Source organism: Pseudomonas sp. TE12234 (assembly GCF_054061835.1).
In genome coordinates this window covers 69,325-81,789 of sequence record NZ_JBSSEP010000015.1, presented here as the reverse complement: position 1 = coordinate 81,789, position 12,465 = coordinate 69,325, and the positions used below count along the sequence as shown (strand labels likewise).

The following is a 12,465-nucleotide window of genomic DNA, read 5'->3' as shown; positions in this document are numbered from 1 at the left end:
CGCCCGGCTGCCCAGACAACCGGAGGTGCGCCGATCCAGCGCCACAGCTGGTTCGGCGCACCATTTCGCATCAATGTCCGCTACGCATCATGTCCTTGGGCACGTATTTACCGATCTCGAATTTGCCGATCGCCGCGCGGTGCACTTCGTCCGGGCCGTCGGCCAGGCGCAGGGTGCGCTGCATCGCATACATGTAGGCCAGCGGGAAATCGTTGGAGACCCCTGCCCCGCCATGAATCTGGATCGCCCGGTCGATCACCCGCAACGCCACGTTCGGCGCCACCACCTTGATCTGCGCGATTTCACTTTTCGCCACTTTGTTGCCGACGGTGTCCATCATGTACGCCGCTTTCAAGGTCAGCAGGCGGGCCATGTCGATTTCCATCCGCGAGTCGGCGATCTTGTCGATGTTGCCACCCAGCCGCGCCAGGGGCTTACCGAATGCGGTGCGGTTCACCGAGCGTTTGCACATCAATTCAAGGGCACGTTCGGCCATGCCGATCGATCGCATGCAGTGGTGAATCCGGCCTGGGCCAAGGCGGCCCTGAGCGATTTCGAAGCCGCGTCCTTCGCCGAGCAGGACGTTTTCGTACGGCACGCGCACGTTTTCGAACAGCACTTCGGCATGACCGTGGGGCGCATCGTCGTAACCGAACACCGGCAGCGGACGCACGATCTTCACGCCGGGGGTGTCCACCGGAACCAGAATCATCGAGTGTTGCGCATGGCGCGGGGCATCAGGGTTGCTCAGGCCCATGAAGATCAGGATTTTGCAGCGTGGATCGCAGGCCCCGGAGGTCCACCATTTCTTGCCGTTGATTACCCACTCGTCGCCATCGCGCACGGCACGGGCGGCCATGTTGGTGGCGTCGGACGACGCGACGTCCGGCTCGGTCATGGCAAATGCCGAGCGGATTTCGCCACGCAGCAGCGGCTCGAGCCAGCGTTGCTTCTGTTCTTCGTTGGCATAGCGCACCAGCACTTCCATGTTGCCGGTGTCTGGCGCAGAGCAGTTGAACGGCTCAGGACCCAACAGCGAACGCCCCATGATTTCGGCCAGGGGCGCGTATTCAAGGTTGGTCAAGCCGGCGCCGAGCTCTGACTCAGGCAGAAACAAATTCCACAGGCCCTGCGCCTTGGCCTTGAGTTTGAGTTCTTCCATGATCGCGGTCGGCTGCCAGCGGTCACCCTCGGCGACCTGGCGCTCGAACACCGCTTCAGCGGGATAGACGTAGGTGTCCATGAACGCTGTCACGCGCTCACGCAGTTCCTGAACCTTGGGCGAATAAGCGAAATCCATGAGCGAGATACCTTCTTGGGGGAGGTTGTTTAGATCATGCAATCGATGCTAGAACAGCTACGAAAATTTACCTAGCCTATTCTCGGCGTGTATAAACATTCATCACCGATATATGATCGGCTGATCTTCAAGGCCAGCCGCCCACACAATAAGAGAGCCGCGTAATGAATCTGAGCAAGGTCGACCTCAACCTTTTCATCGTCTTCGACGCGATCTACACCGAAGCCAACCTGACCCGCGCCGGGCAGATTGTCGGGATCACCCAGCCGGCGGTATCGAACGCTCTGGCCCGCCTGCGCGAGACCTTCAACGACCCTTTGTTCGTGCGTACCGCTCAGGGCATGGTGCCAACGCCGATGGCCCAGAACATCATCGGCCCGGTACGCAACGCCCTCTCCCTGCTGCGGGTATCGGTACAGGAAAGCCGCATTTTCAATCCGCTGCAGGCGGTCAAGACCTACCGCATCAGCATGACCGACCTGACCGAGGCGGTGATCCTGCCGCCACTGTTCCAGCGCCTGCGTCGCCTCGCTCCCACGGTGATCATCGAGAGCTTCCTGTCCAAGCGCCGTGAAACCACCAAGGAACTGGCCGCCGGTCGCCTCGATTTTGCTGTGGATGCGCCGCTCAACACTGACCCGCAGGTGCGACACGTCAAATTGATGGAAGACCGCTACGTGTGCGCCATGCGCAAGGGCCACCCGTTGGCGGGCAAGGAAAAATTCACCCTGGATGATTATCTGGGGCTGACCCACATCCATATTTCCAGCCGCCGCAGCGGTCTGGGCCATGTCGACCTGGCACTGGGCAAGATGGGCATCCAGCGCAAGATCGCCCTGCGCTCCCAGCACTATCTGATGGCTTCACAAGTGCTGCAGCAGACCGACATGGTCATGACCGTTCCGGAGCGCTTCGCCCGTCGCAATGATCTGCACGCCTTCAGCTTGCCGGTCAACGATGTGCCGCCGGTGGAAACTCACCTGTACTGGCATGAAAGCACGGACCAGGATCCGGCCAACCGCTGGATGCGCGAGCAAATGATCGAGTTGTGCCAGCAGGTGACGGCGCATGAGAAGAAGCTCGAGAAGGTATAAGGCGTCATACCGCGTTATCGTTCATCGCGAGCAGGCTCGCTCCCACAGGAGGTGTATACCCGAATACTTTGTGGGAGCGAGCCTGCTCGCGATGGGGCCGGCAAGAACAGCAGTCAACCCCTGCCCCTTGACGTATACGTCAACCTGACATTAGCTTAGCGCCATGACCTTTTGCGAGCGCTTCCATGAGCAGCCAGACCTACAGCATTTCCGACCTCGCCCGCGAGCTCGATATCACCACCCGGGCCATTCGCTTCTATGAAGAGCAAGGCCTGCTCAGCCCTGAACGGCGCGGTCAGGAACGCATCTATTCCCCCCGCGACAAGGTCAGCCTGAAGCTGATCCTGCGGGGCAAGCGCATCGGCTTCTCTCTGGCCGAATGCCGCGAGCTGATCGAGCTCTACGACCCTTCCAGCGGTAACACCAAGCAACTGCACAGCATGCTGGCGAAAATCAGTGAGCGTCGGGAACAGCTGGAACAGCAACTGCTGGACATCGAGCAGATGAAACTCGAACTCGATACCGCGGAAGAGCGTTGCGTCCAGGCGCTGGAGCAGACCCTCAAAAACCAGGAAGTCATTCAGTAAAACCCGCCCCCTTGTAGGAGCGAGCCTGCTCGCGATGGTCGTTAACGATAACGCGTGTTCGCTGGATAAACGCGGTGCCTGGGAGCCCATCGCGAGCAGGCTCGCTCCTACAGGATTCTCCGAACAATCAGCACAGGTCGAACCCCATGTCCCTCCCCACCCACGTACGCCTTGTCGAAGTCGGCCCGCGCGACGGTCTGCAAAACGAAGCCCAACCCATCAGCGTTGCCGACAAGGTGCAACTGGTCGACGCGCTGACGGCTGCGGGCCTGGGCTATATCGAAGTCGGCAGTTTCGTCTCGCCCAAATGGGTGCCGCAGATGGCCGGTTCCGCCGATGTCTTCGCGCAGATCCAGCGCAAACCCGGGGTGGTCTACGGAGCCCTGGCGCCCAACCTTCGCGGTTTTGAAGACGCCCTCGCCTCCGGGGTCAAGGAAGTCGCAGTGTTTGCCGCGGCCTCCGAGGCGTTTTCCCAGCGCAATATCAACTGCTCGATCAGCGAAAGCCTGGAGCGTTTCGTACCGATCATGGACGCCGCCAGGCAACACGGCGTGACCGTGCGCGGTTACGTGTCCTGTGTGCTGGGCTGCCCCTATGAAGGTAACGTCGCACCGGAGCAAGTCGCTCGGGTCGCCCGCGAACTCTACGCCATGGGCTGCTACGAGGTATCCCTGGGCGACACCATCGGCACCGGCACCGCAGGCGCCACCCGCAAGATGTTCGACGTGGTTTCCGCCGTCGTGCCACGGGAAAAACTGGCCGGGCATTTCCATGACACCTACGGCCAGGCCATGGCCAACATCTACGCCAGCCTGCTGGAAGGTATCTCGGTATTCGACAGCTCCATCGCCGGCCTCGGTGGCTGCCCTTATGCCAAGGGCGCCAGCGGTAACGTCGCCACCGAAGACGTGGTTTACCTGCTCAACGGGCTGGGAATCGAAACGGGCATCGACCTGGACGCCCTGATCCTGGCCGGCCAGCAAATCTGCACTGTGCTGGGGCGGCCTACCGGTTCGCGCGTGGCCAGGGCGCGTAGCGCTCAGTGAGGGCGCGGTTGTGTCCGGGTGTTACCGCTGTGTCAGAACGTGGGGTAAAAGCGAGTAACACGGAAACAAATTGTCAGGGTTTGCCTGAGGGAAAAAACCTTATATTTTTTAAGTTGTTGATTTAAAAGGATTTTTAAAAGTTGGCACGACACCTGCTATCTCTATGGCATAACAAGAATAAAAAAAGCGGCATACCCAATAAAAACAAGACGTAACGACTCTGACATAACAAAAACAACACGGCAGAGACGCAGCTAACAGATTTTTTTGGAGAAGATGTGCTTTTCAGGGTGCTTTTCGGAGTTACCCGCAACCGGGCAGAGAACAATAAAACTACCTTCAGGTAGCTCCCGAACTGGTTGGATCGCTCAGCGAAAAAGTAGATCAGCGCTCAAAAAAATACGTTTGCTCTTGATCCCGGATGGGGATCGACAAAAAACAGCGGTAAAGGGTCACGGTCACCAAAAACAACAACAGACCGCCCCTCAATAATAAAAAAAGAGCACGCGAAACGAAAAATTAAAGGGGAGCTTCGGCTCCCCTTTGTGCTGTCTGGCATTCGGTATTTGCACGGCCGCCCCTTGTAGGAGCGAGCCTGCTCCGGGCGGCGTTCCGACGAAGAACTCAAAGGCACCGCGTTGATCCAGACTGCACGCGTTATCGTTGACGTCCTTCGCGAGCAGGCTCGCTCCTACACAAGGCCTGTTCAGCCCTGCTTGCTACGCAACTCCTCGACGCTGATCTCGCGCATCCGGAATTTCTGGATCTTGCCGGTCACCGTCATCGGAAACTCCTCGACGAACTTGAAGTAACGCGGTGTCTTGAAGTGCGCGATGCGCTCCTTGCACCAGGCTTGCAGTTCCTGTTCGGTCGCGCTGTGGCCGGGGTGGAACTTGATCCAGGCGACAATCTCCTCACCATAACGCGAACAAGGAATCCCGATCACTTGCACGTCGGCCACGTCCGGGTGTGTGAAGAAGAACTCCTCCAGCTCCCGTGGGTAAATGTTCTCGCCGCCACGGATGATCATGTCCTTGTTGCGCCCGGCAATGCACACGTACCCCTCATCGTTCATGCTCGCCAGGTCCCCGGTATGCATCCAGCCTGCCTGGTCGATCGCTTCCGCAGTGCCTTCGGGGTTGTTCCAGTAGCCGAGCATCACGCTGTAGCCGCGGGTGCACAGTTCACCGATCGTGCCGCGCGGCACCAGGTTGCCCGCCTCATCAATGATTTTGCTTTCCAGTTGCGGCTGGGTGCGGCCGACGGTCGTTACGCGCAATTCCAGGTCATCTGACGGCCCGGTCTGCAAGGACACCGGACTGGTTTCCGTCATGCCGTAGGCAATTTGCACTTCGCTCATATGCATTTCACTGATGACCCGTCGCATCACCTCGATCGGGCAAGTCGCACCCGCCATGATTCCGGTGCGCAAGCTCGACAGGTCGAATTCGGTACGTTGAGGCTGATCGAGCATAGCGATGAACATGGTCGGCACACCGTACAGCGCGGTGGCTTTTTCTTCTGCGACGGTGCTCAGGGTCAGCAGCGGATCGAAGGCGTCATTGGGGTAAATCATGGTGCTGCCATGGGTGATGCAACCCAGATTGCCCATGACCATGCCAAAGCAGTGATAGAGCGGTACCGGAATCACCAGGCGATCCGCGGCAGTCAGGCCAAGGCTTTCACCGACCATGTAACCGTTGTTGAGAATGTTGTAGTGGCTCAGGGTCGCGCCTTTGGGAAACCCGGTGGTGCCGGAGGTGTACTGGATGTTCACCGCCTGGTCGAAATGCAGGCTGTCCTGGCGCTGGTGCAGTTGCTCGAGCGACACGCTAGCCGCCAGATCGCTCAGCTGCGACCAGGGCAGGAAACCGACGGGTGGCTGTGCATCGAGGCTGATGACACCGCGCAATGCCGGCAGGCGTTCGCTCTGCAGCTTGCCGATGGATTGCTCCGCCAGTTCCGGCACCAGCCCTTGCAGCATGGCGTGGTAGTTGGAGGACTTGAAGGCCCCGGCACAGACCAGCCATTGGCAGCCGGATTGCTTCAACACGTATTCCAGTTCGGAGCTGCGGTAGGCGGGGTTGATGTTGACCAGGATCACGCCGATCTTCGCGCTGGCGATCTGACTGATGCACCACTGAGCGCAATTCGGTGCCCAGATCCCCAGACGGTCACCGGTCTGCAGGCCCAGCGCCAGCAGGGCTCTGGCATGCAGGTCCGCCGCCGCCGCCAGTTGCCGCCAGGTGTAACGCAGCTGTTGATGGCGCACGACCAGCGCCTCCCCGTCCGGGTGCTGCGCGACGGTGTTGTCGAACGCCTGGCCGATGGTCATCGCCAGCAAGGCTTTGTCCTGGGAACCGCGGGTGTAGCTGCGCTGCGGATGTGCACTGGGTTGATCCATGACGACCCCTATTGTCTTTATTGTTGGTGCGCGGCGTGTGTGGCAAGGGAGCTTGCTCCCGTTCGGTTACTCAGCAGTCGTGAAATCTGCATTTGAGTGCTGAATGACACACCTCGTCTGCTGATTTGCGACCGCTTCGCGCTCGAGCGGGAGCAAGCTCCCTCGCCACAGAGTGCGACGCTAGTCTGTAAGAACAACCCTACTCTCGCTCAAGTTGACGTTAACGTAAAGGGTGATTGACAGCCATTCGTCACAGGCTTACGTTAACGTAAAGGTGAGAGCTGAATCACGGCCCTCCCCACCCGACAAAAAAGCCAAAAGGTGACCCATGAGCTACCCATCCCTGAATTTTGCCCTCGGTGAAACCATCGACATGCTGCGCGATCAGGTTCAGTCCTTCGTCGCCAAAGAGATCGCCCCGCGCGCCGCTCAGATCGACATCGACAACCTGTTCCCCGCCGACCTGTGGCGCAAATTCGGCGACATGGGACTGCTGGGCATCACGGTGCCGGAAGAGTACGGCGGCGCAGGCCTGGGTTACCTGGCCCACGTGGTGGCCATGGAAGAAATCAGCCGTGGTTCGGCTTCGGTGGCACTGTCCTACGGCGCGCACTCCAACCTCTGCGTCAATCAGATCAACCGCAATGGCAACCACGAGCAGAAATCCAAATACCTGCCGAAACTGATCAGCGGCGAGCACATCGGCGCCCTGGCCATGAGCGAACCGAACGCCGGCTCCGACGTGGTATCGATGAAGCTGCGCGCCGACAAGCGTGGCGATCACTACGTGCTCAATGGCAGCAAGACCTGGATCACCAACGGTCCGGACGCCAACACCTACGTGATCTACGCCAAGACCGATCTGGAAAAGGGCCCCCACGGCATTACCGCCTTCATTGTCGAGCGCGACTGGAAAGGCTTCAGCCGCAGCAACAAATTCGACAAGCTCGGCATGCGCGGTTCGAACACCTGCGAACTGTTTTTCGATGACGTCGAAGTGCCGGAAGAAAACATCCTCGGCGTGCTCAACGGCGGCGTGAAAGTGCTGATGAGCGGCCTCGACTACGAGCGCGTCGTGCTCTCGGGTGGCCCGACCGGGATCATGCAGGCCTGCATGGACCTGATCGTGCCGTACATCCACGACCGCAAGCAGTTCGGCCAAAGTATCGGCGAATTCCAGCTGATCCAGGGCAAAGTGGCCGACATGTACACCCAACTCAATGCCAGCCGTGCCTACCTGTACGCTGTGGCCCAGGCCTGCGAGCGCGGCGAAACCACGCGCAAGGACGCCGCTGGCGTGATCCTCTACAGCGCCGAGCGCGCCACGCAAATGGCCCTTGATGCGATCCAGATCCTCGGCGGCAACGGCTACATCAACGAATTCCCGGCCGGTCGTCTGCTGCGTGACGCCAAGCTGTACGAAATCGGCGCTGGCACCAGTGAGATCCGTCGCATGCTCATCGGCCGCGAACTGTTCAACGAAACCCGCTAAACGGAGCTGTCCATGGCTATCCTGCATACCCAGCTCAACCCCCGTTCGGCGGAATTCGCCGCCAACAGCGCGGCGATGCTCAAACAGGTCGACGCCCTGCACACCCTGCTCGCCCAAGTGGCGCAAGGTGGCGGCCCTAAAGCGCAAGAACGCCACACCTCGCGGGGCAAACTGCTGCCCCGTGAGCGCATCAACCGCCTGCTCGATCCGGGCTCGCCGTTTCTCGAAATCAGCCAATTGGCCGCCTACGAGGTCTATGGCGAAGACGTTCCCGCCGCCGGGGTGATCGCCGGGATCGGCCGTGTGGAAGGCGTCGAATGCATGATCGTCGCCAACGATGCCACGGTGAAAGGTGGCTCGTACTACCCGCTGACCGTGAAAAAGCACCTGCGCGCCCAGACCATCGCCCAGCAGAACCGCTTGCCGTGCATCTATCTGGTGGACTCCGGCGGCGCCAACCTGCCGCGTCAGGATGAAGTCTTCCCTGATCGCGAGCACTTCGGACGGATCTTCTTCAACCAGGCCAACATGAGCGCCATGGGCATTCCACAGATTGCCGTGGTCATGGGTTCCTGCACCGCAGGCGGCGCGTACGTGCCGGCGATGGCTGATGAAGCGATCATGGTCCGTGAGCAAGCGACGATCTTCCTCGCCGGCCCACCGCTGGTGAAAGCCGCGACCGGTGAAGTGGTCAGCGCCGAAGACCTGGGCGGTGCCGATGTGCACTGCAAGATTTCCGGGGTCGCCGACCATTACGCCGAAAGCGACGAGCACGCCCTGGCCCTGGCCCGCCGCAGCATCGCCAACCTCAACTGGCGCAAACAAGGCGAGGTTCAGCAACGCACACCCATTGCCCCGCTCTACAGCAGCGACGAGTTGTACGGCGTGGTCTCGGCCGATGCCAAGCAACCGTTCGACGTGCGCGAAGTGATTGCCCGGTTGGTGGACGGCTCGGTGTTCGACGAATTCAAGGCACTGTTCGGGACCACACTGGTGTGCGGTTTCGCCCACCTGCACGGGTATCCGATCGCGATCCTCGCCAACAACGGCATCCTTTTCGCCGAAGCCGCGCAAAAAGGTGCGCACTTCATCGAGCTGGCGTGCCAGCGCGGCATCCCGTTGCTGTTCCTGCAAAACATCACCGGCTTCATGGTCGGGCAGAAATACGAAGCCGGCGGTATCGCCAAGCACGGGGCAAAACTGGTGACCGCCGTGGCGTGCGCCAAAGTGCCGAAATTCACGGTGATCATCGGCGGCAGCTTCGGTGCCGGTAACTACGGGATGTGCGGTCGGGCTTATGATCCGCGCTTCCTGTGGATGTGGCCGAATGCGCGCATCGGCGTGATGGGTGCCGAGCAGGCGGCTGGTGTTCTGGTGCAGGTCAAGCGCGAACAAGCCGAGCGCAGTGGCCAGGGTTTCAGCCCCGAGCAGGAAGCCGAGATCAAGCAACCGATCCTCGACCAGTACGAAGAACAGGGCCACCCCTATTATTCCAGCGCACGGCTGTGGGACGACGGCGTCATCGACCCGGCGCAAACCCGCGATGTCCTGGGCCTGGCCTTGTCCGCGTCATTGAACGCGCCAATCGAACCGAGCCGCTTCGGCGTGTTCCGGATGTGATCCGATCCTGTAGGAGCGAGCTGGCTCGCGATGGACGTTAACGATAACGCGTGCTTTCTGGATAAACGCGCCGCCCTTTAGTCCATCGCGAGCGGGCTCGCTCCTGCAAGTGCCGTGGAGAATAAAAAAATGAGTGACTTCACCACCCTCGAATTGCTGACCGACCCTCGGGGTTTCGCCACCCTGTGGCTCAGCCGCGAAGAAAAGAACAACGCCTTCAACGCGCAGATGATCCGCGAATTGATCCTGGCGCTGGACAAGGTTTCGAGCGATGCCAGCCTGCGTTTTCTGTTGGTGCGTGGCCGCGGCAAGCATTTCAGCGCCGGTGCCGACCTGGCCTGGATGCAGCAATCGGCCGAACTCGATTACCACACCAACCTCGACGACGCCCGGGAACTGGCGGAGTTGATGTACAACCTCGCCAAACTGAAAGTGCCGACCCTGGCGGTGGTGCAAGGCGCGGCCTTTGGTGGCGCCCTGGGCCTGATCAGTTGCTGCGACATGGCCATCGGTGCCGATGACGCGCAATTCTGCCTGTCAGAAGTCCGCATTGGCCTGGCACCGGCAGTGATCAGCCCGTTCGTGGTGCAAGCCATCGGCGAACGTGCCACCCGACGTTATGCCCTGACCGCTGAACGCTTCGGCGGGCAACGGGCGCGGGAACTCGGTTTGTTGTCGGAGAGCTATCCGTTGGCCGAGCTGGAGCAAAAGGTCGAACAGTGGATCGACAACCTGTTGCTCAACAGCCCCGCCGCCATGCGTGCCAGCAAAGATCTGTTGCGTGAAGTCGGCGACGGCTCGCTGAACCCGGCGCTGCGCCGCTACACCGAGAACGCCATCGCCCGCATTCGCGTCAGCCCTGAAGGCCAGGAAGGCCTGCGCGCCTTTCTGCAAAAACGTCCGCCGAGCTGGCAGGCCGAAACCACCACCAAGGAGCCCCGTTGATGAGCGCACCTGTTATCACCTCTGTGCTGGTGGCCAACCGTGGCGAAATCGCTTGCCGGGTCATGCGCACCGCCAAGGCCCTGGGCCTGACCACCGTGGCCGTACACAGCGCCATTGACCGTGACGCCCGCCACACCCGCGAAGCGGATATTCGCGTCGACCTCGGTGGCAGCAAAGCCGCCGACAGCTACCTGCAAATCGACAAACTGATCGCCGCCGCCAAGGCCAGCGGCGCCCAGGCCATCCACCCCGGTTATGGCTTTCTGTCGGAAAATGCCGGGTTCGCCCGCGCGATCGAAGCGGCTGGCCTGATTTTCCTCGGCCCGCCGGCGTCGGCCATCGACGCCATGGGCAGCAAGTCCGCCGCCAAAGCCCTGATGGAAACCGCTGGCGTGCCACTGGTGCCGGGTTATCACGGTGAAGCTCAGGACTTCGAGACCTTCCGCGCGGCCTGTGAACGCATCGGTTACCCGGTGCTGCTCAAGGCCACGGCCGGTGGTGGCGGCAAGGGCATGAAAGTGGTCGAGGACGTCAGCCAACTGGCCGAAGCCCTGGCCTCGGCCCAGCGTGAAGCGCAATCGTCGTTCGGCGATTCGCGGATGCTGGTGGAGAAATACCTGCTCAAACCGCGCCACGTGGAAATCCAGGTGTTCGCCGATCAACACGGCAACTGCCTGTACCTCAACGAACGTGACTGCTCGATTCAGCGTCGGCACCAGAAAGTCGTCGAAGAAGCGCCCGCTCCAGGCCTGAGCCCGGAACTGCGGCGTGCCATGGGCGAAGCGGCCGTGCGTTCGGCCCAGGCCATCGGTTATGTCGGCGCCGGCACCGTGGAGTTTCTGCTGGATGCGCGCGGCGAGTTCTTCTTCATGGAGATGAACACGCGCCTGCAAGTCGAACACCCGGTCACCGAAGCCATCACCGGCCTGGACCTGGTGGCCTGGCAGATTCGCGTCGCACGCGGTGAAGCGCTGCCCATGACCCAGGATCAGGTTCCGCTGATCGGTCACGCCATTGAAGTACGGCTGTATGCCGAAGACCCGGGCAATGATTTCCTGCCGGCGACCGGGCGCCTGGAGTTGTATCGTGAATCGGCCGAGGGGCCGGGGCGTCGTGTCGACAGTGGCGTTGAGGAAGGCGATGAGGTTTCCCCCTTCTACGATCCGATGCTCGGCAAGTTGATTGCCTGGGGCGAGGACCGTGAACAGGCGCGTTTGCGCCTGCTGAGCATGCTCGATGAGTTCGCCATTGGCGGACTCAAGACCAACATCAACTTCCTCCGTCGAATCATTGCCCACCCGGCGTTTGCCGCGGCGGAACTGGATACCGGGTTCATTCCGCGTTACCAGGAACAACTGCTGCCGGCGCCTGCTGCGCTCAGCGATGCCTTCTGGCAAGCCGCCGCCCAGGCATTTGCCCAGAGCCAGCCCCGTTCACCGCGCCTCGATGACCCGAGTTCGCCCTGGGCCAACAGCAACGGCTTCCGTTCCGGATTGCCAACGGAAATCACCCTGCACTTGAGTTGCGAAGGCCAGGACCGCGCGCTGACGCTGGGCGACATCAACGCCCAGGGCGCGCGACTCAAGGGCGAGCAATTGCTCACCGAGCACGACGGCGTGCGACGCCAGCATCGGGCCATCCGCCATGGTGACCTGGTCTATCTGCAATGGGATGGTGAGTTGCGCCGCATCGAAGCCTATGACCCGATCAGCGCCGTCGAAGCCAGTCACAGCCATCAGGGCGGGCTGACGGCGCCCATGAACGGCAGCATCGTGCGTGTGCTGGTAGAGGCCGGGCAAACGGTCGAAGCCGGGGCGCAACTGGTGGTGCTCGAAGCGATGAAGATGGAGCACAGCATTCGTGCGCCTCACGCGGGGGTCATCAAGGCGTTGTATTGCCAGGAAGGCGAGATGGTCAGCGAAGGCAGTGCGCTGGTCGAACTGGAAGAGGCGTGAAATGACGATCGGTCCTGCGCCT

The 12,465-nt window shown here is 61.0% G+C and carries 9 protein-coding genes; 7 read left to right on the top strand and 2 right to left on the bottom strand.

Annotated features, from left to right (window positions below):
- Positions 1-70: 70 nt before the first annotated feature.
- Entirely contained in the window at positions 71-1,300 is a 1,230-nt protein-coding gene (locus ACVWYU_RS21605) for an acyl-CoA dehydrogenase (RefSeq protein WP_390956677.1), read from the bottom strand.
- A 164-nt stretch (positions 1,301-1,464) separates the two neighbouring features.
- On the opposite strand from ACVWYU_RS21605, the gene ACVWYU_RS21600 reads away from it, so the two are divergent.
- The 3 genes from ACVWYU_RS21600 to ACVWYU_RS21590 all read left to right on the top strand — a co-directional run bounded on the left by ACVWYU_RS21600 (position 1,465) and on the right by ACVWYU_RS21590 (position 4,027).
- Entirely contained in the window at positions 1,465-2,394 is a 930-nt protein-coding gene (locus ACVWYU_RS21600; RefSeq protein ID WP_047527602.1) for a LysR family transcriptional regulator, read from the top strand.
- Positions 2,395-2,579: 185 nt separating this feature from the next.
- A complete protein-coding gene (locus ACVWYU_RS21595) occupies positions 2,580-2,981 on the top strand; it encodes a MerR family transcriptional regulator (RefSeq protein ID WP_090323552.1) in 402 nt (133 codons plus the stop codon).
- 146 nt (positions 2,982-3,127) lie between these two features.
- Entirely contained in the window at positions 3,128-4,027 is a 900-nt protein-coding gene (locus ACVWYU_RS21590; protein WP_390956678.1) for a hydroxymethylglutaryl-CoA lyase, read from the top strand.
- Positions 4,028-4,733: 706 nt separating this feature from the next.
- On the opposite strand, the gene ACVWYU_RS21585 is transcribed toward ACVWYU_RS21590, so the two are convergent.
- The gene (locus ACVWYU_RS21585; RefSeq protein WP_390956679.1) at positions 4,734-6,431 is read right to left on the bottom strand and encodes an AMP-binding protein; all 1,698 of its coding nucleotides are present in this window, start codon (positions 6,429-6,431) and stop codon (positions 4,734-4,736) included.
- 328 nt (positions 6,432-6,759) lie between these two features.
- Here ACVWYU_RS21585 and ACVWYU_RS21580 point away from each other — a divergent pair, with 328 nt between their 5' ends.
- The 4 genes from ACVWYU_RS21580 (at position 6,760) to ACVWYU_RS21565 (ending at position 12,443) form a co-directional block, all read left to right on the top strand.
- A complete protein-coding gene (locus tag ACVWYU_RS21580) occupies positions 6,760-7,923 on the top strand; it encodes an isovaleryl-CoA dehydrogenase (protein WP_008031893.1) in 1,164 nt (387 codons plus the stop codon).
- A gap of 12 nt (positions 7,924-7,935) precedes the next feature.
- The gene (locus tag ACVWYU_RS21575) at positions 7,936-9,543 is read left to right on the top strand and encodes a carboxyl transferase domain-containing protein (protein ID WP_390956680.1); all 1,608 of its coding nucleotides are present in this window, start codon (positions 7,936-7,938) and stop codon (positions 9,541-9,543) included.
- Positions 9,544-9,672: 129 nt separating this feature from the next.
- Positions 9,673-10,488: a gamma-carboxygeranoyl-CoA hydratase gene (locus ACVWYU_RS21570; RefSeq protein WP_090323559.1), complete on the top strand. Its 816-nt coding sequence runs from the start codon at positions 9,673-9,675 to the stop codon at positions 10,486-10,488.
- A complete protein-coding gene (locus tag ACVWYU_RS21565) occupies positions 10,488-12,443 on the top strand; it encodes an acetyl/propionyl/methylcrotonyl-CoA carboxylase subunit alpha (protein WP_457373631.1) in 1,956 nt (651 codons plus the stop codon). Before ACVWYU_RS21570 ends, ACVWYU_RS21565 begins: the two co-directional genes overlap by 1 nt.
- Positions 12,444-12,465 lie beyond the last annotated feature (22 nt).

Coding starts and splice junctions, on each gene's coding strand:
- ACVWYU_RS21605 (WP_390956677.1), bottom strand. CDS start 1,300: ATGGATTTCGCTTATTCGCCCAAGGTTCAGGAACTGCGTGAGCGCGTG.
- ACVWYU_RS21600 (WP_047527602.1), top strand. CDS start 1,465: ATGAATCTGAGCAAGGTCGACCTCAACCTTTTCATCGTCTTCGACGCG.
- ACVWYU_RS21595 (WP_090323552.1), top strand. CDS start 2,580: ATGAGCAGCCAGACCTACAGCATTTCCGACCTCGCCCGCGAGCTCGAT.
- ACVWYU_RS21590 (WP_390956678.1), top strand. CDS start 3,128: ATGTCCCTCCCCACCCACGTACGCCTTGTCGAAGTCGGCCCGCGCGAC.
- ACVWYU_RS21585 (WP_390956679.1), bottom strand. CDS start 6,431: ATGGATCAACCCAGTGCACATCCGCAGCGCAGCTACACCCGCGGTTCC.
- ACVWYU_RS21580 (WP_008031893.1), top strand. CDS start 6,760: ATGAGCTACCCATCCCTGAATTTTGCCCTCGGTGAAACCATCGACATG.
- ACVWYU_RS21575 (WP_390956680.1), top strand. CDS start 7,936: ATGGCTATCCTGCATACCCAGCTCAACCCCCGTTCGGCGGAATTCGCC.
- ACVWYU_RS21570 (WP_090323559.1), top strand. CDS start 9,673: ATGAGTGACTTCACCACCCTCGAATTGCTGACCGACCCTCGGGGTTTC.
- ACVWYU_RS21565 (WP_457373631.1), top strand. CDS start 10,488: ATGAGCGCACCTGTTATCACCTCTGTGCTGGTGGCCAACCGTGGCGAA.